Source organism: Erwinia aeris (assembly GCF_041224955.1).
Lineage (GTDB): Bacteria > Pseudomonadota > Gammaproteobacteria > Enterobacterales > Enterobacteriaceae > Erwinia > Erwinia aeris.
The window spans coordinates 283,313-304,679 of the sequence record NZ_JBGFFX010000003.1; the positions used below are offsets into that span (position 1 = coordinate 283,313).

Consider the following 21,367-nt stretch of genomic DNA (forward strand, 5'->3'; position numbering starts at 1 on the left):
GGAACCGAAGAGAAAGAAAAAATAAAAATGGGGAGTATTGAATGTTTATTCGGCCGCTTAAAATAACTCAGCATGTAGACGTGCAGGGGCCAGAAAATGCGAAAACGTTGGTACTTCTTCATTCGCTGGGCACGGATTTGCACCTGTGGGATTTGCAAATGCCGCGTTTAACCGAACGCTATCGCGTGGTGCGGCTGGATATTCGAGGCCACGGTTTAAGCGCAATCGACGCGCTGCCATTCTCCATGGCCGATTTGGCCGACGATGTCATCGCCGCGCTGGACCATCTGCACATCACTGAGTTTTCGGTTGCGGGAGTGTCAATTGGTGGAACCATCGCGCAGTGGATCGGATTCAAGATACCTGAGCGTGTACAGGGACTGGTGATTGTCGATACCTCGCTGGTCAATGCCGCTCCGCCTTCACTTTGGCGAGCCAGAGCGGAAGATGTTTTTCACCACGGTGTTGAACATCTTGAAACGGGTATTTTGGGTAAATGGGTCACGCCGAAGTTTATCGACTCGCCCTACGCAGACGGCATGAAGCAGATGCTGCGCCGCACCACGGTTGAAGCCTTCGCCGGCTGTTCTTATGCCATCGCCGATACCGATCTGACCAATATGACTTTTCCACGCGTCAGGGCGGTAGTGGTGAGAGGTGCGGACGATCTGCTCACGCCGCCAGATTATGCGCGACGCCTGGCTGAAAAATGGCACGCAGAGCTGCACACCATACCTGGGGCGGCACACCTGCCCAATTTTGAGCAGCCTGATGCCCTTACGAATGAAATTCTCTCGTTTATTGGTGCCGATAAGCCATCCTGAGGCAGGTTCGGGCTGAGCAAACTATGCCCGGCAAGATCCGGCCGCGCAACTGGAGTAACACTATGAATCGTCGGAAGTTCATTGGCGGTAGCCTGGGCCTGTGTGCCGGGGCGCTGATATTGCCCGGCATGATTAACCGGGCAAATAACCGTCATGATCTCATTGAAATGAAGCTGCACAGTGGAACGGTAACCATAAGCCTGTTTCCCGAGCTGGCTCCTAATCACGTGGATCGCATTAAAACTCTGGTGCAGGCCAGATTCTATGACGGCATGCCGTTCGCGCGAGTTATTGAAGGCTTTATGGCACAAACGGGAGATCCGGTAAAAGAGACTGGCCTGGATTATTTAAGGCTACCGAAACTGGCGGCAGAATTTAACAGCCTGCCGTTTGAACGCGGCACTCTCGGCATGGCCCGATCCAGACATCCGCACAGTGCCAGCCATCAGTTTTTTATCACATCCGCCCGCTCGCGCTTTATGGATCAAAATTACACCGCTTTTGGCAAAGTGACGCGCGGAATGGAACTGATCGATGGGCTTCGCCGTGGATGTTCTGAACTCGGTACGGTGGTCAATCCTGACGTTATAAAAAGCATGAGATTAATCCCACTGAAAGCAGCGTAAATATCCATTCGCAGGAGCGAGGTAAAATGCCCAGTATTACCCTTTATACATCCGCGGCCCATCGCATTAACCACGATGCCTTTGCGGAATTTTCAGCCTCGTTAACTCATATTGCTATGAAGGTATTAAAGGCAAAAGAAAACAATATTCATATTAGTTACCTTACGGCCGAAATAGGTTTTGGTACGCCGGTATACTTTGAAGCAAAGCTAAGGCAGGAAACATTTCGTACCGCGCCGGTACTGGAAGAATTTTTGCATCAGGTTGATGAATTAATTAGGGAGAAAATGGGGGTCGTTGCGAGGATCCGCTGTTTCTCTTATGACGTAAATAACATCTGTGTAAAAAACTAAGGAACAGGCTATGAGTACACTATTTCCCACCCTCGAACTCGGTGATATGTCGATTACTGCGGTGAGCGACGGCTATCTGCAGGTTGACTTTGGCATGCTGGCTAACGTCAACGCAGCAGAGTGCGAAAACATTCAGAATGGCGCACGGGTAAACGGGCTTAACGATGTGCATATCAATACTTTCCTGGTGCGCCGCCAGGGCAAAAATATTCTTATCGATAGCGGAGCCGGCGGCATTAAGGGCTGGGGAGGCGGGCTGGTGGCTAACCTGGCAAAAATGGGGCTGGAGCCGGGAAATATCGACGCGGTGCTGCTGACACATGCGCATCCCGATCATATCGGTGGCCTGCTCAATGCGGAAGGTGAAGCGGTCTTCAGCAATGCCGAACTGGTGATCAATAATGAGGAATATCGCTATCTGGAGGATGACAAAAATTTTGCGGCGGTCGCCGATCGGGTTAAGGGGAATTTCCTGCTGGCGCGCAGCATATTTGAAAAGTATCAGCAGAATTTTCGCCCGTTCGATAAAGGTGAGGTACTGCCCGGTATTTTTGCCATGCCGCTGAAAGGCCACACGCCGGGCCATACGGGCTACAGAATTGAAGGCAGTCAGGAGAGCCTGCTGATTTGGGGCGATATTGTACATTTTCCGCACATTCAATTGCAGAAACCGGAAGTGACGATCGCCTTTGATTACGACGCTCAGATGGCGGCAGAAACTCGTTCTCGCGTGCTCGATATGGTCAGCTCCGATCGCGTTCTTATTGGCGGCATGCATTTCGGAGAATACGGCTTTGGCCATATTGAAAAGGGCAATTCAGGATACGGAGTCGTCAATATTAAAAAATAAAAAAACGTAATGAGCTTCATGCTCTGAAAATAATTGTTTTATCGAATGGCAAGGCAGTATTTATTCAGGCTGCTTTGTCATCGCTGCTTTTTTCTGCATATCGCTATCTTTCAGAATATATTTTGGTATCTCAATACTATCCTTATAGGGAATATAATGAATTCTGCGCTTAATAGAGAAACAGGTGTTAATGCCGCTTGCGGCGAGGTGAATCATTTTAATGACGGTCAATCGCTGGGCCCAGGAGAACTTCCCAGGCTGCCTAAACTTCCCTCATTAACAGGGAGCAGATTCTGGGCCGCCTTTTTAGTTTTTTTATTTCATTCATCGTTGCCAAGCGATCTGGCGCCGTTTGCTGATGCCAACATCCAGCACATCTTTACGGTGATGGTAGGGAAAGCGGGCTGGCTCGGCGTTTCCTACTTCTTCATACTCAGCGGCTTTATCATGGTATGGTCAGCGAAAAATAACGATACGCCTGGCGATTTCTATCTGCGTCGTTTTGCCAAGATCTATCCTACCCACTGCCTCACCTGGGTGATGGCGTTTATTATTGGCGCGACCAGCCTTTATCAATATAAGCTGTGGTCCGTGAACCTGCTGCTGCTGAATACCTGGTTTGATGATGTACATTATTTCTTTGTGGGCAACCGCCCCAGCTGGTCACTGTGCATCGAAGCGATGTTTTACCTCTCCTTTCCTTTCCTCTTCAGGGTCATGAAAGCGATACCGGCAAAATTTGACCTGCCCGGATTAATCGCCGTTACTGCTGCCTCCCTGCTGGTGCAGACCGGCATTTATCTCTGGGTTGAGCCGAACCACATGATGGGCGCATTTCCGATTTCGCAGCAGCATTTTTGGGTGTCATATATTTTTCCCCCGGCGCGTATATTTGAGTTTCTCGCCGGTATGTTTGCCGCCAGGTTGTTGATTAACGGTCGGGCACTGGTGCTGAGTAAAACGGCCTCGCTTGCCATTCTGGCGGCGACTTACGTCGGCTCAATGTATATTCCCTACCAGTTCAGCATGAGCGTGGTATTCATCATTCCTGTTTGCCTGTTGATTATCTCTATGGCTGGCGATGATTTGAAAACCAGAAAGACCGTGCTGAATAATCAGACCTCGGTATGGCTGGGAGAAATATCCTATGCGTTCTATATGGTTCACTTTTTAGTACTGTTCTATTTTTTAAACCTTACGGCGGGAAGAAAATTCAGCCTGCCGGAAGGTATCGCGCTGATCGCCGTTGCGCTGGTGCTCTCCGTTTCGCTGGCGTCATTTATGTACAAGTATTTTGAAGTGCCAGTGATGAAATTGATTCTGGAAAAGTGCCGAACCAAGGCGCTGGTCATTGTGCGTAAGCCTTCATAACTTAAGGCAACGGGATCAACAAACAGCTCGGTTATTCAGGTTGAGAGCATGTAGCAGATTACGGACTTCCTGCTGGCTCAGCAGGAAGTCCGTATGCGCTTTGGCGGAAAGGCCAGGTCTTAATGACCGGGATTGTGCAGACGGGGATCCTGAAAAACGGATGTCATCACGCTTCTGAATTTCGTGCTGTCCAGGTTAGCGCAATCGGCACGGTAAACGAGCTCGATTCTGAAGTCGTTAAACTGGCCGGAGAGCTCATGGATTTTAATTTTGTTCTGTACCTCGCTGCTGATTGAACAGCGCAATACCAGAGAGACGCCTTTACCCGCAGCAACGCTTGAAAACAGCACGGGATAAGAGCCGCACTCGACAATTCGTCTTGGGGTGATACGGCCTTCTTTGAACAAAGTGGTATAGTTGCGGGTCGAGGTTGCACACTTTTTGCTGCTAAGCATAAAAACTTCGTCATCCAGCGTGGAGATATCCGTGATGGTCGGAAAATCCTTTTCTGTAATGATGACCAGCTCGCTGGATAGCAAAGTCGACCGCGTATGCTGCGCATTAGAGAAACCGGCACCAATGATTACTGCATCATATTCATTCTGATCGAAAGCGTTGAGCAGGCTGATAGTATTGCCAATCGACACATCGATGTTCCAGCCCAGATCGTAACCTGAGTCGATCATTGAACTGATCACCCACGCGGGCAGGCATTCGATTATGCCAATACGCATGTTCACCTGGCTGCTTCTGGAGTGGAAGATGTTGCTTTTACAGTCATCCGCGAGGTTCAGTATTTTAACTGCATAGTCGTAGAGTATCTGGCCTTGCGCCGTCAGCGAACAGCCATCGCTTTTCCGGTCGAGCAGGGTGACATCCAGATTATCTTCAAGGCTTCTGATTCGGTGTGAAATGCTCGACTGCACGCGATTCAGACGCTCGGCGGCCTGAGTAATATTTCCTGTCTCCACAACCGTTACGAACGCAAGAAGTTCATTTAACTTCATTTAATACCCCATGCTAAAAACCAAACCATCGGCACAAAACAATTTATAAGGTTTATTAATAAATTTGTCACTTTCTTTTGCTTCTGTGGCCGTACGGACAATTCACTTTCAGACTAAAGCCCTGACGTCGCCAGGGCCGGGTTGAAAAGCTTTTTACTCTGCGGTGTTAATGGCCAGCATATAATATTTATTGCTGTTGAATTCGAAGAAGCCTAAGTCTTCGAAATTATTCCTGTGGTGGAAAGCGTAAGAGCGAGGATTAAGCACATTAACAAAAGTCACGGTGTGCTTATAACGAGAGGCAAAAACCTTACGCTGATGGGCCAGCAATTTCTCGCCAATTCCCTGGCTTCTGTAGGCAACATCAATACAAACAGGCCCGTACTGATAGGAAGTATCGGCGGAAAGCGCCTCGCCATTGAACGAATAATCTTTAAGAATGCTCGCCATATAATCGAACATCGGCCAGGGTTTTAAAAAAAACCATGATGCCCCTAATAACAGGCCAACGACTTTTTTCTCTTTTTCATCGTAAGCAATGGTCACGCCGTTCTCTCTATCGCTTAAATCCTGTAGCTGCTGCTCGGTCATATCGGTAGTAACAAAGCCGTTCTCACGCTGGTCGCTATTCAGATTCTTAACGTGATGCCGCTCCAGCAGCTGTTTAACTCCGGCGATATCATCGTGGGTTGCCAAACGGTAAGTGATATTTTCAGCACAATTTTTCATCATTAAAAACCCGTAAAATATTTAACCAGTAAAGTAATCATCATCACGCCAACGGAAACAAAAAGAACTTTTCTTATTATTTCACCGTTAGTGCGTATCGCGTGCAGGCTGCCAATATGATTGCCCAGCAGACTGGCAACGATCATTGGAATGCCGATAAGATAAGCCATTTTTCCGGCAATGGCGAAAGCCACAAACGCGCCGATATTTGAAGAGAAATTGAATATTTTACTGGTAGCAGAGGCCTGTAAAAGCCCAAACTTATTAATTACCGTCAACGCAATAATAAACAGGCTCCCCGTGCCCGGCCCGAAGAAACCATCATAAAAACCCACGGTAAAGCAAACCAGGAACACGGCCAGAAACGAGGCATTACCTGCAGATTGCGCCGTGGTTTTTACCCTGCCTTTGATGGTGGCGGCCAGTAAGCCGACAGGCAGCAACGCAACGATAACCAGAGATAGCGCCTCAGCAGGTAATAAAAGTATTACCCGGGCACCGACATAGGCGCCAACGAGCGCAGATATCAGACCGGCTGGTACGACACTCCATATTACTGACTTGTTTTTAATAAAGTTTTTTATTGCTGCAATGGTGCCTATGGTACTGACTAATTTTTCCTGACCGAGCGCGAGCTGCGGAGGAAGCCCGGTTAAAATAAAGGCAGGAATAAGAATCAGACCCGCTCCACCGGCAATGGCATCAATATAACCAGCGACAAAAGAGGCTGCGACCAGCAGAATTAAGCCAATAAAAAAATAGTGGGCAATGAGGCTTCCCTCAATAAAAAATGAGGAATTAAATAATTCAGGCATACTTCTTTCCGTTAAATAGTGCGTAAGTGATGAAGGCAGTTTGCAGCGTCAAGCAGCTGACTGTTAAGCGGACGATTGAGTAAACCAAAGACCCGCAGCAGCCATCTGTCCGTGCCGTCAAAACGTGGCTGAAATGCATTTCGGGTATGCATGGTTCTCTGGTTTAAAAAAGTAATGGCATCGCCGGGATTGAGCGGCGCATCAAACCACAGGCTTCGGTCCAGAGTGAGTTCACGCATAATTTTCAGCGCGTTTTCTGCTTCAGGATTCATGCCGCTGGTATTGTGCCAGTCGAAGCGCGAGTACCATACGCCGCTCTCTGCTACAAGAACAGGGACGCCTTCTACAGAAGCATTTCCTTCAAAGCTTGCCGGCCTGTCGACTTTAAAAAACGGCTGCGTCAGAATAAATTTTGTTTCTTCAGACAGAAGGGCGATGACTGAATCCAGCTTCAGTAAACTGGTCCTGACATTATCTTCTTTTCGTAAACAAAGAAGCGTCAGCGTATCGGGACAATTACCTAAGGTTGAAAACGGCGTTTCTCCGGTAATCGGCAGATCGGGATTATCGACGTGCGGATAAAAATCATACTTTCCTCCCTGAGAACTGATTTTATCTTCTGCTTTCATCATCGGACAGACGTGGCGGATTAAATGGCCGTTATTCTCACCCTGATAGACTACGGGCCACAGGCCAGCCTCGAAATGCGCCGATAATAAAGCCCCGTGTAAATCTGAATTTTTACTTTCAACAAGATCTGCATCTGATGGAAAAAGAGGCGTTTTGGTAAGCTCGTCTGCCCTGAATTGCGGCAAAGACCATAATACAAAACACTCTCTTTTTAACCCGGTGGTAAATTCCACGGTACTCATCGGCAGTGCATCACGTATCCTGCCCGCTTTTGTTAAAATTAGTCCATTCTTCATTATTTGAACTGCCAACCTTTCAATAGAAATAGCTCTGATTCAACTAAGATAAAATGCTGATTTGAAGGTGGATATATATTTAACATATGATTAACGTGCGGCAAATGCATAAATAACGTTTATCTAAAAATTGGTTTATTTACATTTAACTACGTTTCTTTACAGTCGAAAGTTCTTGCAGAAGGTGCGCTAACAAATTTTTGTTCCGACGTTATGTGAAGGTTTCTGAGGCGCTTTAGCAGCGGGGAAACCCGTATTTGAGATGCTTGTAATGGTGGAGTAGGGCCAGCGATTAGTGGAGTCTTTCGGGGTGTGAGTTTTTTACAGGGCTGTTCCCCACAACAAAATTATTCATCTTTCCGGGGCGGCGTTTTCATGGTGGCAGTGCTCAGCTTTACTAGGCTGTTTCTGCGGTCGGGCAGCCGGTTGCTAATCAAGCTGAGAGTTGAAAAAAGGAGCTACCCGTCTGCTGTATTACACATCTTGTTTCACCGATGAATATAACGATGTTTGCCAGCATCAAAAGGCTGAGGATCTACTTTTCAGGAATGGTGTTATACGCCTTATTAAACATGATGATATTTTCTATGAGCGCATAATACAGCATCTTATAATAATTTTAATAACTGCCCTTACAAGCTAACTTTTAGGGGGCTGGGTATTATTAATACCATTTATTATACCTGACATATACCAAAGAAACGATAATTACCCATAATAAAATAAGAGGTGCGGCATAGCCAGGGATGAAACGTATAAAAACATACACGCCTGCCACAATGATTGCGGCAGGTACCAAATAAAAAATTACTGAAGTAGCCATAATAATGCGCGCTTCATTTGCGTAAAATCTCATACAGCGCATCTGCAATTTTTTCTTCATTGTTATCTTCAGAGTTTACCTAATAGATTATTTCAGATGTTTGGGATTCAATAAGAAAATAAAGCATTTCAATGTTTTCTTTACATAGCGCTTGATAATATGAAGGGTTCTGGAACTTTAGCCTGTTTGCGGCTGATGCAGCTACTTGCGCTTTTGCATAAAGTGTCGCGGCATTCACAAACCACGTTGAAAAAGAATTAACAATTCTTATATGATTTTCTTTGAATTCGGCACTATTAAGTACCAGGTTAGCAATTGTGAAGGACAGAACCAATTTGCTGGCTTTGGTTGATGCATGCTCTGCTGCTTTACCTAACAAATTTTGGATATGAGATGCAAGTTTATAGCTTTTTTCATCTCCAGGTCTTGCTAATGTTTTGCGGAAGTAAATTTCAACCATATCCAGAGCTATATTGTTTCTTCTATATATCTCACTTAAAGAAAAGACTAACCGTTTATCTTCTCTGAATGTATCGCGGCATGAACTACGATAATATTAATTTGGAACAAGGCAAGATCCATAATTAATAATACGCAGCTCACCCAGCTTTATCTTTTCGATAGTAGACATATAATCATCATTGAGGTCATTTAGAGAGTTTGTTAATGCAATAGCTAATTTCTTATTGGCCTGCATCTTCAATTGCAAATAGGTTTGTGATCTACCTTAGATCCTTGTTGTGTTATTCGCCCAATTTTTGATCATATTCACCAACAAGAGCAAGAAAGAAGATGGGAAAAACAAAAAAATTGCTGATTTATGTCTCGACTGTTATTATTTTATTTTTAATTATACCGGAGGTCATTCTTCGTGTATTAACGCCTGAGCAGCTCGCGAGGATGAGTGATTTTACGAGCTTAGGGGGAGCGATGAACCCCTTACTCTCGCTAATAATTTTCCTGGGCCTTTTTTCCGTCGTCTTGGCTTTTCTCACTGTCTCCGCTGTGAGCAAAATCTATCGATCATGGTCACGCCCTGAGAGCAAGTGAAGCATGCATTACCGATAATCACCTTCATCAAAGTTATGCATGCATTGAGTGCATTATTATACATGCATTACTTCCTCTCATTTTTGATATTGCCGACCTGTATTAGCACCGTTTTAATGGCTCGATATGGCTGTATGAAAAATTGATTTACAAAACGGACAGGCGTGACGGGGAGAGCGTTTGCCCGGCCAGACGGAAAGGTGTCGATTTTTTAGTACAATGACAGACAAAGCATGATTGCTCTGATGAAGGGCTCGTGAAAGCGGGATTTTTTGTCGCTAATTTCAGAGGAATGAAAAATACATCGCCATTTCATCGCCACTCAAAAAACACAAACAAAAAAGCCACCCATAAAGGGTGGCTTAACTGCATGATTTTCATCATTAAATCTGGTGGCCCCTGCTGGACTTGAACCAGCGACCAAGCGATTATGAGAACCGTGTACCCCCTATATATAACAAAGACTTACAAGCATTATCAACAGGTTAAGTGTTGAATGTTGTTGAATGTTGTTGAGCTTATGAGTCTTGAGGGGACAAAAAGGGGGCTTAATTTTCCAGGGGGTTCATCCTCGTAGCCTCTTCAAGATGATCGGGAGCAAAGTGTGAATAGCGCATTGTCATCTTGATATCTGTATGTCCAAGAATGCGCTGCAACACTAAAATGTTGCCGCCATTCATCATGAAATGACTAGCGAAAGTGTGGCGTAAAACGTGCGAAAGTTGCCCGTCAGGCAGTGATAATTCAGCGCGTTGTACTGCCTTTCGGAAAGCTGAATAGCAGGGAGCAAACAAAGGTGAATTTTTTTTGGGGATCGGCAGTGAGTCATATAACGCCTGGCTAATAGGCACAGTGCGGTTACGATTGCCCTTCGTTTTGAAAAATGAAATTCGATTATTTGAAACCTGTTGTTTAGTTAAGCTCTCGGCTTCATTCCAGCGCGCCCCAGTAGCAAGGCAAATTCTTGCCACATGCCAAACGCTGGGGTTTCGACTATTCAAGCATTCAGCAAGAAGCCTTTTTATCGCATCAGCTTCAAGATAAATTAGCTCGCTTTCTTCAGATTTAAAAGGCCGCATCTGCTCTAAAGGGTTGTCGCTTTTCCAGTGGCCTAATCGCTTCAGCTCATTGAAAACTGCTCGAAAATAAGCTAGTTCAAGGTTGACGGTACGGGGAGAAACCTTTTCTACTCTGCTGGTGCGAGACAACTCGCCAGACAGGCGCTTTTTGCGATAAATAGAGAAAAGCGTAGCAGTGAACTCATGCGCTAAAGGTTCACCCATACTGGCGCAAGCAAACTCCATGGCCCCTTTACGCCGTTCTCCGTCATCAAGCGTTATGCCGTGCTCGTCAAACCACTGGTTAACTAAATCTTTAAGTTTGCGGCGATCTTCTTTGCCATCTAGCCACGGTTTGATGTGGAGATTTTCCATAACGTGGTTCTGGTAGGCTAGAGCTTCACCTTTTGTTGAAAAAGTTCTGCGAATACGCTTGCTCGGTTTACCTTTTGGCTTCCCTTCTGGGTAAAAATCAAGAAGCCATTTGCCGTCGCTTTGTTTTCTAATAGACATATCAATCAATAATCGTTAGCACTATGCGGCCAATAATTTCGATCTCGTCCAGAGCGCAATCGAAAGAAAGCCCTCCGGCGACACCGCTTACTCTTACTTTTTTTACTGGAATACGAATCAACCTTCTTATGCTGATTTTGCCTTCGACATTGATTAGCCATTCTCCGTCGTAAACTTCGCTTGTTTTGCAATCAACGACATATTGGGCTTTGTCCGTTTGTAAAAGCATGGGTAAGGCTGGGGAGGGGATACCCTCTCGGAATAGGGTTTTATCAAACGTAACATAACCTGAATCGTACAGTTGGCCATCAACAAGTTTTTGGCGCGAAAACTTCAAAGTGTCCGGCTCGTCGCCATCAAATTTTTTTCCTGAACCAGTAGATAACCATTCCAGTGAGGCCCCAGTTTCTGCAACGCATCTGACCACGATATCGGCAGGAAAAATACCCCTTTTAAAGCGGGCGGAAAGGCTGCTCGCCGCCATATCTAAGTGATCCGCAAGCTGCATTTTCTGAGAGAAGCCGTATGCCTCAGTGACTCGGTCTAAAACGACACTGCTGTGGTCAATTTTATCAAAGGGGAATTTGCTCATAATTTAGCCTAAATTCGCTTTTTGCAAAATTTCATTGATGTTTTGCTAAATGCGAATTAAAGTCTCTCCATAGTTTGCAAAAAGTTGAATATTATTGAATGTTGTTGAATGTTGTTGAGTGTTGATGCACTCACGCGAAATAAGGAGTTTGATGCATGCGTCCTAATATTACAATCACGATCCCGATCCCCTATATGCCTTTAGAAGAGTACTGCTTATTGACCGGCATCGCAGAAGGCACCGCCCGCGATATGATCCGTGATGGTCGTCTGCCAATCCGTGGTAAAGGCGATAAGCCCCGCGCTCGCGTCGAAGTAAACATGGCAGCCCTAACCGTTGAAGCCTTAAGCGAATGCCGAATTTCGCTTCAGGCGTAAACAATCTTACGAGTTAGGGATTAACTAATCATGTTTGATTATCAGGTTTCCAAACAACCGCACTTTGATAATGCCTGCCGGGCGTTCGCTGTTCGCCATAACATCCGCGAACTGGCCGACCGTTTAGGGATGAATCATCAGACTTTGCGCAACAAACTGAACCCGGATCAGGTTCACCAGTTAACGGCGATGGAGATTGCCGCGATTACCGATCTGACTGAAGACGCAACGCTAATCGACGGTCTGCTGTCGCAAATGAAATGTATGCCTGCCGTGCCGGTCAATGAAGCGAAAGCTGAGCGTGTAACTCATTACGTTTTGCAGGCGACGTCGGAGCTGGGAAAAGTGGCAGCTGCTGCCGTTTCGGGGCAGAAAATGACGCCTTCCTGTAAGAGTGCATTTATCGAAAACATCAATGCGGGCATCCGCTGTCTTTCGTTGATCGGCTTAAGCGTTCATGCCCGCGTGCATTCTAATCCAGCCCTGGCTAACACCGTGGATGCGATTAGCGGCCTTAGCGCTTCCATCGGTCTGAGTTAAGGAAAAATAATGATCTCAATGGCTGCGCTACTGAAGCGTCAAAGTCCGTTACCTGCATACGGTCATGGCTGGATTATGAACAAGGACGGCAAGCGCTGGAATCCGGCATTAAAACAGCAAGATTTTTCCAGTAATAAAAAAAACAGTAAAAGAGGTAAATTATGGCTATTAAAGCTGAAGCAGCACTTGCTGAAATAAAAGCGGGCGCAAGAGTGGCCGGACTGAATCACGTTGCCGAACTGCGCTCAAAATTTTGGGGCAACGATTGCGGAAAGGATATCAGCCGCTTTTTTGAAGAAATGCGTGATACCACTGACCGGAACTATCAGGAAAACAAGCGGGCATTAGGCGCTATTTTCTATCTGGCAAATATTCGGACTGAGCGGCATGAGCTTGATTTCAGTGAGCTGACCACTGATGAAAAAAGCGCGCTTATTCGTGCGATGAACCATTTTCGTGCAGTAGTGAGCTTATTTCCCAAGAGAATGACTCTGCCCAACTAATCAACCTTTTTAAATAAATGACGTCAACCCGTCGGGCATCCCTTGTCCCGCACTCAGGAAAAAGAGAAATGAGAAATATCGAAACCCGCAATTTTGACAGCGAAACAGAGGCGCTGGCCGCGTTGCTGAATAAGGCCCGCACCGAAGAACGCAAAGACCGTGCGCTGGCCGTTTCCGATCGCCTGGCTGAGCTGGCCGCGCATATCCGTGAGCAGGAGCTAAATGGCACCGAAGCCGCCGAGCTTATCCGCCGCGAGGCTGAACGTTACACCAATGAATCGCAGGAGCTGCACTGATGGCCGATTCAATGGATCTGGTGCAGCAGCGCACCGACGAAATGCTGGCGCGCAATATCGCCCAGGTAATTTATCGCCCGGTGACGGTCAGCGCCTCTTTTTGCGAAGATTGCGACGCGCCCATCCCTGAAGCACGCCGCCGTGCCGTTCAGGGTGTTACCCGCTGCGTGAGCTGTCAGGAACTGGAGGAGCGCGCCAATGCTTTCAATTAATAATGGAACTCACGATATCGGTATCGCAAAAACCGGAGATTATGTTTTAGGTCGGATGGTATGGCGCACGGTTGAGGGAAAGCGTGTGCGTGTGTCCGAAGTAATGGCCGTTTACAAATCCGAGGCGCTATTAGCTCGCGATCTTATAAGTGATTGCATAGGCATTGCTGCCCATCGCAATGAAGTAAGCGAGTTAGGCCAAATGTCGGACATTTATAGCCGCCTGTTAATTGCCTGTCAGGAGATTTATTCAGTTCTTTCTCCACTGCGTGAGCAAAAAAAGGCTGAATATGAAAAGCGTATGCGTCAGGGGGAAGAGTGAACAAGACTATTTTAAAATGGGCCGGTAGCAAAGCAGGCGTTATGCCTGCTCTTTCCTTGCATCTGCCGCAAGGTGATCGCCTGGTTGAGCCGTTCGCTGGATCTTGCGCGGTAATGATGAATACGGATTTCCCGGCTTATCTGGTGGTGGACGTAAATCCTGATCTAATTAATATGTATCGCCAGATAAAGGAAATTACTAATCCGTTCATCGTTACTGCAATGAAATTATTTATTGATAATGAGAAAGCGGAAGATTATTACCGTATCCGTGAGGAATTTAACTCCTGCCCGTCACTAACATTGCTACAGCGCGCCACTTATTTCCTTTATTTAAACCGTAATGGATACCGTGGGCTATGTCGTTATAACCGTAAGGGAGAATTCAACATTCCATACGGTAATTACAAAAAGCCATATTTCCCAATGGCTGAAATTGAAGCGTTTGCCGAGAGGGCGCAGCGAGCCGAATTCATCTGCGCTGATTTTCGTGAAACCCTGGGCATGGTAAAAACCGGTGATGTGGTGTATTGCGATCCGCCGTATCACGGGGCGTTTACCGATTATCATACCGGCGGGTTTAGCGAAGACGACCAGCACTCACTGGCCTGTATTCTGCTGGGTATTTCTGAGCAAAATCCTGTTGCAGTATCCAACAGCGACACGCTTTTCACGCGCAGCATTTTCCGCGCATTCGACATTACCAGAATTAACGTAGCCCGCTCTGTTGGGGTCGCTGCTGGTAAGAGTAAGTGCGCGACAGAAATCGTTGCTGTTCGTTGCCCGAAGGCAAGCCCTGTTTTCATTGGTGTGGATATGGGCGCAAGCGATGATTATTCCGCGATAATCCCGGTGGCCCAATGATTCAGGAATACGCTTACCCGTGGAATGCACCACGGGAGGCTATCGCCAGCCCATACCTAACCTATGAAGAGGAGCACAGCCGCAGTCGAATGATTGCGGCTTTGTCGCATGCACAGAATTTACTGGAGAAGCAGCCGACGCTCGTTCAGCTTGACGTAAAGCGCCGCACCGGTGAGCTGGAAAAAACTCACGGCACAGCGCGTGCCAATGCGTACTTAACGAAAACGTTCGTCGAGCGCACATTGCCACGCGTTGAAAGCGTCAGCTCGCAGTATCGCCTCGGCGAAATGAGCGCCGGCACCTTTACGCTGCTTACCGGTAACGCCTCTGATAAAACCGGGGCCGCCGGTGCGGCGGGTACGCTGTGGGAGCTGATGAACCGCTTTAACCGCCTTCCGGATCTGGCCCGTGCCGACGTGGATTTACTGGCCGGGGATATCGCCAGCTTTATCCTGGCGGAAATGGTGCAGGCGCACGGCCAGTCTGAGAATGAATCAGACTATAAATACACGCACCGGGTTTACATGACGGCTGCGGCCATCACCCGCGAACTGAAGCAGATCCCGCCACTGTGGGAGAAAGTTACCTCGCGTATTTTCTGCCCGGAAGACGTGACGCCTGCGATCATGCGTATGCAGACCGAAAAATGGTGGAAAGGACGCCTGCGTCGCGTGGCTGCCTCATGGCGCGAGCACCTGCAAATAGCGCTCGCAAACGTCAGTAAAAAACATACCCCTTACGCCAGCACCATGACTGTAAACGAGTGGCGCGAGCAAAAGCGTCGCACGCGTGAATTCCTCAAGGGCATGGAGCTGGAAGACGAGGAAGGCAACCGCATCAGCCTGATTGAAAAATACGATGGCAGCGTGGCGAACCCGGCGATTCGTCGCTGCGAGCTGATGACCCGCATCCGTGGCTTTGAAAATATCTGCAACAATATGGGCTTTGTCGGCGATTTCTATACGCTGACCGCACCCGCCCGCTATCACGCCACAATCAAGACCGGCTATCGCAACCGCAAATGGAGCGGTGCCAGCCCGGCGGAAACGCAGCGCTATCTCTGCAACGTCTGGCAGAAAGTCCGCGCCAAACTGCACCGGGAAGAGATCCGCATTTTCGGCATTCGCGTAGCCGAGCCGCATCACGACGGTACGCCACACTGGCATATGCTGATGTTCATGCGCCCGGAAGACATGCAGCGCGTCCGGCAGGTGATCCGCGATTACGCGTATCAGCAGGACAGCTACGAACTGGCCACGGACAAAGCCAGAAAGGCCCGCTTTCATGCTGAGGCTATCGATCCGGAGAAAGGCAGCGCGACCGGCTACGTGGCTAAGTACATCTCCAAAAACATCGACGGCTACGCGCTCGAGGGCGAGCTGGACGACGAAAGCGGCAAAGAGCTGAAGGAAACCGCGCCCGCCGTGTCTGCCTGGGCAGCGCGCTGGCACATCCGTCAGTTCCAGTTTGTCGGCGGTGCGCCGGTAACGGTTTATCGTGAGCTGCGCCGTATGGCTGACAGCGAAACGGCGCAGGGCTTAAGCATTGAGTTTGCCGCCGCGCACGATGCTGCAGACGCGGGCGACTGGGCGGAATATGTCAACGCCCAGGGCGGCCCGTTCGTGAAGCGTGACGAGCTGGCCGTGCGCACCTGGTATCAGGCAAGCGAAGACTCCAACGAGTACGGCGAGGAAACCGTGCGCATTAAGGGCGTTTACGCCACGTCAGTTGGTGAAGACACCCCGATCTTAACCCGCCTCGCACAGTGGAAGATTGTGCCAAAGCGCGCCGTTGACCTGGCCGTTGATTTTAAGGACGCGTCCGCGTCCTCTCGGAGTTCTGTCAATAACTGTACGGGAAGAGTAACTGATCCCCCAGAGCTTGATTTATTAAAACCACTAAGTCGGCATGAAAGACGCGAGCTAACAAAAAGACTAAGTAAGCCAAAGCCGCCCAGGAGAGGGTTATTTTTGCATGGAACGAGTGAGCAGCAAGTTGCCATCCAGAAAGCTGTCGACGAAATACGTATGGTAACTGGCATCAGTATAAGCCGTGGTGAAGCAATACATCTGATTGCTGGTGGTAAAAGTTGTATTAATGGAACATGGTGCGGAGGGACCGCCAGGGGTGAGATATTTCTAATAGGAGCCACACTTGAAGCTTAAGAAAATACCGTGCTAATGCCAATAAAGTACTTAATTTTATTATCAAGATGTCAGGAGATACGGTGCTAGTAGAGGCCTAAAAGGCGTGCATTTCATGCACATACATGAGCGGGTGAGTGATATTTTTACTTTCCTCTCTCTGTCATTACGTGGTACTGTGTATTTATACAGTATATATTGTGGGGGGGTAAGTGGATAGAGTGTTAAACGAACAGGTTGTGCTTGAGCGAGTAGAAATGATTGCTCGGTTAACAGCAGAAGGTGAATGTCATGATAAAGATCGCGAAATTGCTTTAGGGTTGATTGCTGAAATCGCAAAAGGAAAATTGATAGGAAATAATAATTTCACTGTCGTTTTTTCAGCTGATAGTTCTATTAATAAGAAATGATGCTTTTTTAGCCTTCTATTATAAGCACTCTGAATTTTTCTCAAAGTGCTTACTAAAAAAGTTAACAGGAAAATTTAGCTACAGTAAAGAAAATCTCTTCAAATATTTCTTCTGGAAAATCGATAGAGCCATTGCTATTTACCTCCAAAAATTCATAGCCAGTATTATTTTTAACATTGATTTTTACTTTATCAATGGTGAATTTTGCATTCTTAAATATATTCTTTATTTCATCAAGAGCATCGCTTGAAGATTCAAGTTCTAAAATGCCAGAAGTATGTTTATTAAAAGTTAAATCTTTTAGTTTGGCTTTATGCACCTGCACTTTTTCAAATTGAGGTGTAAGTAATTTAATAAAATCATCTATTTTTATAGTGATTACGGAAATACTAAAATCAGATTTGGTTGCCTTAATAATATTTGATATAAAGCTTTTCATGCTTCTTGGTGGAGATTCAATAATAAGAATAAAGTTATTGTTATTGGCCTTGCAAAACCAAAATTTAAACTGGACATATTTGAAGTGTTCAAATTCAGTTTCATTACCATAAGGATCCGTAATAACTTCATGCACTTCAATTCTTTCAATATAATTTGATGATAAAAAATTTTCTTCATATGTGTTAATACTAAAACCCCACCCTTTATCACTGTCAAAAGGAGTATCAATGATAGAGTTATATAACCCATCTAGGCCTGCTGGGAAGTTGGCATTAAACCATTTTGTTTTCATAGCAACTCCTTTTATTATTCAGTGATAACCTCAACTATATGGGAGGAAACTATTTTTCCAGATATCTCTCGAGCTGTATTTTCTATGGATAATAATAGCACAACCTCTTTTTCTTTATCTACATTTTGGCGGTAAGTGTAGTCATTTATTTTTTTGTATTTATAAAGTCCGCGAACTAAATAGGAGAATAGTTTGCAATTTTCCGGATCCATAAATTGTGCTTCGAATTCATATTTATCAGAATCTTTAAATTGTTCTAATACAGAAATCCAAACAATCTTAGTAATGTAAAAACCCTTACTTAATAATTCTTTTAATTCTCGAGATTCTAATACGCCACGACCTTTAAGTGAGGCCTTGGAAATATGATAACCAGTGTCAATGACTGTGTCATCACCATCACCATCACCATCACCATCACCATCACCATCAGGCTCATTGTCTTTTTTAGGGTGTTTTTTTGCCTCTAAAATAGGGTGGGTAACATAAACATCGGAAACATCTATGCATTTATAGTTAGGCATGCTGATAATCAATTGCTTAAAGAAGTTACTTCTCTCATTGTGATCTTTAACAGTTTCAAGCGATATCTCTTCTAAGCTAGCTTGAACTTCTTGATTATCTTCGTTAATTTTTTCAATGAGGCGGTCATTAAAGTCTCTGGCCTTAGAATTCTGCGGAAAGCGAGTGATGTATTCTCCAGCATCATTTATTTCGATTTGGATTTTGGCTTCACGAGATGATGACTGGCGGAACTCGCTCATTGTATAGTCTAGTTTTACATATTTTACCGATACATCAAATCCTTTTTCGGTGAAGATTATATTTGTTACATCACCTCCCTTTTGCAAATCTTCGCAAATGGATTTTAGATTTGCTTCCATTTCATCTTTTTTTATTGGCGTGTTGACAATGTTGATCGATAATTTCTCTCTTCTTCCGACTGAACCAAGAATTTCAGAAAGATATTCGAAATCATAATATCCATGATAATTTTTCGAAAAATCTAATGCTAAAGCTTTACGCTTAGTTTCTTTGGATATAATAGTGCCTCTTTTGAAGAATAGGCTTTTCAAATCTTCATGAGTAACCTTAGTTTGATTTAGAGCATCAAACATAGCCTTGTCATTTACACTATACAAACCAATTTTCATTGTTATCGCTCCCAACCAATTTCAATCGAACTAAATCGAGGTTTTGTAAATTCTACTTGATGAAATTCAATGGTGTTTATTATTTTTTGTTTGTGCTCGTCAAAACCCCACTCTTTTGAATAAGTTTCTTTAGCTTGCATGAAAATACTACGCACATCTTTATAGATGTTTGGGTGGACAATCCTAATTCTTATTTTCTCATTGCCATCAAGAAGTTGGTATTTTGATAATGTATCTAGAATATAAATGAACTCTAATTCATTTTTTCCTTCGCCGTTGTAGTAAATTACATATCCATGATCAAAGGTTTTTTCCCATTTTTCCGTATCTTCATTACAATGCCTGACATCATTGTGTTTAATAATAAGGAATGGGCCGGTCAGTAACTCGACGGTTGCTGGGTGATCCTCAGGCGAACCGCTGACTTTATGTAAAGATAAATCCGGATAAAAAAACTGATAATTTCTACCGAGTGGAAATTCTCTTTTGTGACTTAGATGAGATAAATCAGAGATTATGGATTGAAGATAATTTATCGTTCTCGGTTCAATGATATGTATTTTTTGACCCTGCTTTAAAGGTATGTTGTCAAGGTTTATACCGCGCTGCATTTTATCTGTTTCTGAAACATGGGACTGATAAAATACATCATAAAATGATTGGTCAAAATCGCCATCGTGATTATAAACAAATAACATACCTCTGACCTCAGAGGATCCACTTTTATAAGAGTACCGTTCTTTCCATTCTTTACTACCTTCTGCACAGTCTATTGAATTGGCTAACGACACTAAAGCCTTTCGCATTGAAGTTGAAGTTATTGAACCTTTAACATAGCTCTTTAAATCAGTGTTTAAAAAAACAGTTCTATTCAGATAAGGATCTTTGTAGGAAAAAACGACATCTGTTGGATGAGTACCTGCCTTAGTCTTGTGCTGCTCTTTTTTCATGCATGGGAAGTTCTCATTAGTTGTACCAACGAGGTCCCATTTGAACCATTTAAATAAATCAAAAGAAACTTTTTCTGCCATTGTGGAAATATTTTGTGTTTCACCGGACATAGATAGTCACCTATATTTTTGGATAAGTCTCTAAATGTCAGCCTACTGCCAGACGCAGCTGTACGCTACGAGAAAGACACGACAAATCGATCAGTATCATATTCTTAATTTCTTTGCATTATCTTGCATGAAAATGCATGATTTTTTCTGACAACGATCAGCCATCTCAATGCAGACAGCTTGAGACGCTGTGATGAAATGCAACTGCATTAAAACCGGCCTATAAAGCGGGCAGGCGTGGCGGGGATAGCATTGCGCGCAGAGGGGGTAAACATGTGTGCCGCAGGCTGCGTCAGCGCCCCGGAGGCGTGCGCAATGGTTTGGGGTGACAGAGAGGTGATTTAAGCACGAGGGCCACGCAAAATGCGTCTGAGGCGTCTGGCATTGGCCGGAATCGATGTGGTACAGTTTTAACCAATACGGTTACCCATGTAAGGGAATGATATGGATACAACTGAGCAGCTAAACGGGACTTACTTTTACGGCGGGCTTACCAACTTGTCTGCCGGAGAGCTTTATTTCTGGATAATGATTGATGTGACTGCCGAGCACTTCAGCGGTGCAAAAGATATCCTCGCGCTGGCAGCGATCTATTCGGGACAAAATACGATTGACGTATCCGGCAAGCTAAACGGGGCGTGGAAAGGCACCTCTTATGCTTCGGTTTATTCCCGCAAGCTGTTACGCGATTACCGTCTTCCGTTCAGATTGCCTACGTGGATACAAAATCCTAAAAAGCCGCTTCAAATTAAAATGTTAATGACTCACAAGCTGGGGACGTTTGTCGGTCGCACAATCCCGGTTTTAGGCTGGGTAATTATGGCCGCTGATGTGGCGGAGATAGGCTGGAAAGCCACGGTAAAATACAACCGTATTGCCAATAAGGACGACAGAATATGGTAAGCGAGGATACAGAAAAGGCCGTATTTGCACTGGTTGAAGATTATAACGGCAGAAGTCTGTTCACGTTCAGGCGTTATAAGCTTGAGCTGGACACCGATCTGAACAACGACTTTCGCATGGATCCTATCGACGCGTATGAGTTGCTGGAACGCTATGCTGACAAGTTTGGCATTGACCCTGGCACTATCACATTTGCCGAATATTTCCCGGAAGATTTTACAGCGCCCCATGATCCGCTGACTATTCGTCTGTTGGTTGAGTCTGCACGGGCCGGTCGCTGGCTGGGTAAATAATTAACGCCTGCAAAGGCAG

The 21,367-nt window shown here is 45.6% G+C and carries 28 protein-coding genes; 17 read left to right on the forward strand and 11 right to left on the reverse strand.

Going from position 1 to position 21,367, the window contains the following annotated elements:
* Positions 1-41 precede the first annotated feature (41 nt).
* Genes AB6T85_RS07500 through AB6T85_RS07520 form a run of 5 tightly spaced genes read left to right on the forward strand, consistent with a single transcriptional unit; the run spans position 42 to position 4,024 of the window.
* A complete protein-coding gene (locus tag AB6T85_RS07500) occupies positions 42-824 on the forward strand; it encodes an alpha/beta fold hydrolase (protein WP_253455713.1) in 783 nt (260 codons plus the stop codon).
* A gap of 23 nt (positions 825-847) precedes the next feature.
* Complete coding sequence (locus AB6T85_RS07505; RefSeq protein ID WP_369895167.1) at positions 848-1,450, forward strand: peptidylprolyl isomerase; 603 nt, start codon at positions 848-850, stop codon at positions 1,448-1,450.
* A gap of 26 nt (positions 1,451-1,476) precedes the next feature.
* Entirely contained in the window at positions 1,477-1,803 is a 327-nt protein-coding gene (locus tag AB6T85_RS07510; protein WP_301252961.1) for a hypothetical protein, read from the forward strand.
* Between the two features lie 10 nt (positions 1,804-1,813).
* A complete protein-coding gene (locus AB6T85_RS07515; protein WP_253455704.1) occupies positions 1,814-2,653 on the forward strand; it encodes an MBL fold metallo-hydrolase in 840 nt (279 codons plus the stop codon).
* 45 nt (positions 2,654-2,698) lie between these two features.
* Positions 2,699-4,024, forward strand: a complete 1,326-nt coding sequence (locus AB6T85_RS07520; protein WP_369895169.1) for an acyltransferase family protein — start codon at positions 2,699-2,701, stop codon at positions 4,022-4,024.
* A gap of 119 nt (positions 4,025-4,143) precedes the next feature.
* On the opposite strand, the gene AB6T85_RS07525 is transcribed toward AB6T85_RS07520, so the two are convergent.
* The 8 genes from AB6T85_RS07525 to AB6T85_RS07560 all read right to left on the reverse strand — a co-directional run bounded on the left by AB6T85_RS07525 (position 4,144) and on the right by AB6T85_RS07560 (position 11,537).
* A complete protein-coding gene (locus AB6T85_RS07525) occupies positions 4,144-5,031 on the reverse strand; it encodes a LysR family transcriptional regulator (RefSeq protein ID WP_253455699.1) in 888 nt (295 codons plus the stop codon).
* A 153-nt stretch (positions 5,032-5,184) separates the two neighbouring features.
* Positions 5,185-5,763 (reverse strand): GNAT family N-acetyltransferase, encoded by a 579-nt coding sequence (locus AB6T85_RS07530; RefSeq protein WP_253455696.1) that lies wholly within the window; start codon positions 5,761-5,763, stop codon positions 5,185-5,187.
* Entirely contained in the window at positions 5,763-6,575 is an 813-nt protein-coding gene (locus AB6T85_RS07535) for a sulfite exporter TauE/SafE family protein (protein ID WP_253455693.1), read from the reverse strand. The genes AB6T85_RS07530 and AB6T85_RS07535 overlap by 1 nt, the downstream gene beginning before the upstream one ends.
* Positions 6,576-6,586: 11 nt before the next feature.
* A complete protein-coding gene (locus AB6T85_RS07540; protein WP_301252962.1) occupies positions 6,587-7,501 on the reverse strand; it encodes a TauD/TfdA family dioxygenase in 915 nt (304 codons plus the stop codon).
* 664 nt (positions 7,502-8,165) lie between these two features.
* Entirely contained in the window at positions 8,166-8,384 is a 219-nt protein-coding gene (locus AB6T85_RS07545; protein ID WP_301252963.1) for a hypothetical protein, read from the reverse strand.
* 19 nt (positions 8,385-8,403) lie between these two features.
* Complete coding sequence (locus tag AB6T85_RS07550) at positions 8,404-8,784, reverse strand: hypothetical protein (RefSeq protein ID WP_253455684.1); 381 nt, start codon at positions 8,782-8,784, stop codon at positions 8,404-8,406.
* 1,138 nt (positions 8,785-9,922) lie between these two features.
* Complete coding sequence (locus AB6T85_RS07555) at positions 9,923-10,945, reverse strand: phage integrase (protein ID WP_301253135.1); 1,023 nt, start codon at positions 10,943-10,945, stop codon at positions 9,923-9,925.
* Between the two features lies 1 nt (position 10,946).
* Positions 10,947-11,537, reverse strand: coding sequence for a phage repressor protein CI (locus AB6T85_RS07560; protein WP_301253134.1), 591 nt, complete (start codon positions 11,535-11,537; stop codon positions 10,947-10,949).
* A gap of 155 nt (positions 11,538-11,692) precedes the next feature.
* Here AB6T85_RS07560 and AB6T85_RS07565 point away from each other — a divergent pair, with 155 nt between their 5' ends.
* The 10 genes from AB6T85_RS07565 (at position 11,693) to AB6T85_RS07610 (ending at position 17,204) form a co-directional block, all read left to right on the forward strand.
* Positions 11,693-11,914 (forward strand): regulator, encoded by a 222-nt coding sequence (locus AB6T85_RS07565; RefSeq protein WP_301253133.1) that lies wholly within the window; start codon positions 11,693-11,695, stop codon positions 11,912-11,914.
* A 30-nt stretch (positions 11,915-11,944) separates the two neighbouring features.
* Positions 11,945-12,454 carry a phage regulatory CII family protein gene (locus AB6T85_RS07570; protein ID WP_301253132.1) on the forward strand — a complete coding sequence of 170 codons (510 nt, stop codon included), beginning with the start codon at positions 11,945-11,947 and terminating at the stop codon, positions 12,452-12,454.
* Between the two features lie 9 nt (positions 12,455-12,463).
* On the forward strand, positions 12,464-12,652 hold the full coding sequence (locus tag AB6T85_RS07575) for a phage filamentation protein Fil family protein (protein ID WP_301253131.1): 189 nt from the start codon (positions 12,464-12,466) through the stop codon (positions 12,650-12,652).
* Positions 12,616-12,957, forward strand: coding sequence for a DUF5347 domain-containing protein (locus tag AB6T85_RS07580; protein WP_301253129.1), 342 nt, complete (start codon positions 12,616-12,618; stop codon positions 12,955-12,957). Before AB6T85_RS07575 ends, AB6T85_RS07580 begins: the two co-directional genes overlap by 37 nt.
* A gap of 68 nt (positions 12,958-13,025) precedes the next feature.
* Positions 13,026-13,253 (forward strand): DUF2732 family protein, encoded by a 228-nt coding sequence (locus AB6T85_RS07585; RefSeq protein WP_369895170.1) that lies wholly within the window; start codon positions 13,026-13,028, stop codon positions 13,251-13,253.
* Complete coding sequence (locus AB6T85_RS07590; RefSeq protein ID WP_301253126.1) at positions 13,253-13,465, forward strand: TraR/DksA family transcriptional regulator; 213 nt, start codon at positions 13,253-13,255, stop codon at positions 13,463-13,465. Before AB6T85_RS07585 ends, AB6T85_RS07590 begins: the two co-directional genes overlap by 1 nt.
* Positions 13,452-13,787: a hypothetical protein gene (locus AB6T85_RS07595; protein WP_301253124.1), complete on the forward strand. Its 336-nt coding sequence runs from the start codon at positions 13,452-13,454 to the stop codon at positions 13,785-13,787. The genes AB6T85_RS07590 and AB6T85_RS07595 overlap by 14 nt, the downstream gene beginning before the upstream one ends.
* On the forward strand, positions 13,784-14,650 hold the full coding sequence (locus AB6T85_RS07600; RefSeq protein ID WP_369895171.1) for a DNA adenine methylase: 867 nt from the start codon (positions 13,784-13,786) through the stop codon (positions 14,648-14,650). The genes AB6T85_RS07595 and AB6T85_RS07600 overlap by 4 nt, the downstream gene beginning before the upstream one ends.
* Entirely contained in the window at positions 14,647-16,815 is a 2,169-nt protein-coding gene (locus AB6T85_RS07605) for a replication endonuclease (RefSeq protein WP_369895172.1), read from the forward strand. Before AB6T85_RS07600 ends, AB6T85_RS07605 begins: the two co-directional genes overlap by 4 nt.
* A gap of 191 nt (positions 16,816-17,006) precedes the next feature.
* On the forward strand, positions 17,007-17,204 hold the full coding sequence (locus AB6T85_RS07610) for a Tum protein (protein ID WP_369895173.1): 198 nt from the start codon (positions 17,007-17,009) through the stop codon (positions 17,202-17,204).
* A gap of 61 nt (positions 17,205-17,265) precedes the next feature.
* On the opposite strand, the gene AB6T85_RS07615 is transcribed toward AB6T85_RS07610, so the two are convergent.
* From AB6T85_RS07615 to AB6T85_RS07625, 3 genes are read right to left on the reverse strand one after another with little or no spacing between them, the layout of a single operon-like run.
* Positions 17,266-17,937: a hypothetical protein gene (locus AB6T85_RS07615; RefSeq protein ID WP_369895175.1), complete on the reverse strand. Its 672-nt coding sequence runs from the start codon at positions 17,935-17,937 to the stop codon at positions 17,266-17,268.
* A 14-nt stretch (positions 17,938-17,951) separates the two neighbouring features.
* Positions 17,952-19,091: a hypothetical protein gene (locus AB6T85_RS07620; protein ID WP_369895176.1), complete on the reverse strand. Its 1,140-nt coding sequence runs from the start codon at positions 19,089-19,091 to the stop codon at positions 17,952-17,954.
* Between the two features lie 2 nt (positions 19,092-19,093).
* Positions 19,094-20,152, reverse strand: coding sequence for a PD-(D/E)XK nuclease domain-containing protein (locus AB6T85_RS07625; protein WP_369895178.1), 1,059 nt, complete (start codon positions 20,150-20,152; stop codon positions 19,094-19,096).
* Positions 20,153-20,596: 444 nt separating this feature from the next.
* Between AB6T85_RS07625 and AB6T85_RS07630 the strand changes: the two genes are divergently transcribed.
* Positions 20,597-21,055 (forward strand): STM2901 family protein, encoded by a 459-nt coding sequence (locus AB6T85_RS07630; RefSeq protein WP_301253118.1) that lies wholly within the window; start codon positions 20,597-20,599, stop codon positions 21,053-21,055.
* Entirely contained in the window at positions 21,049-21,348 is a 300-nt protein-coding gene (locus AB6T85_RS07635) for a DUF1493 family protein (RefSeq protein ID WP_301253117.1), read from the forward strand. The genes AB6T85_RS07630 and AB6T85_RS07635 overlap by 7 nt, the downstream gene beginning before the upstream one ends.
* Positions 21,349-21,367 lie beyond the last annotated feature (19 nt).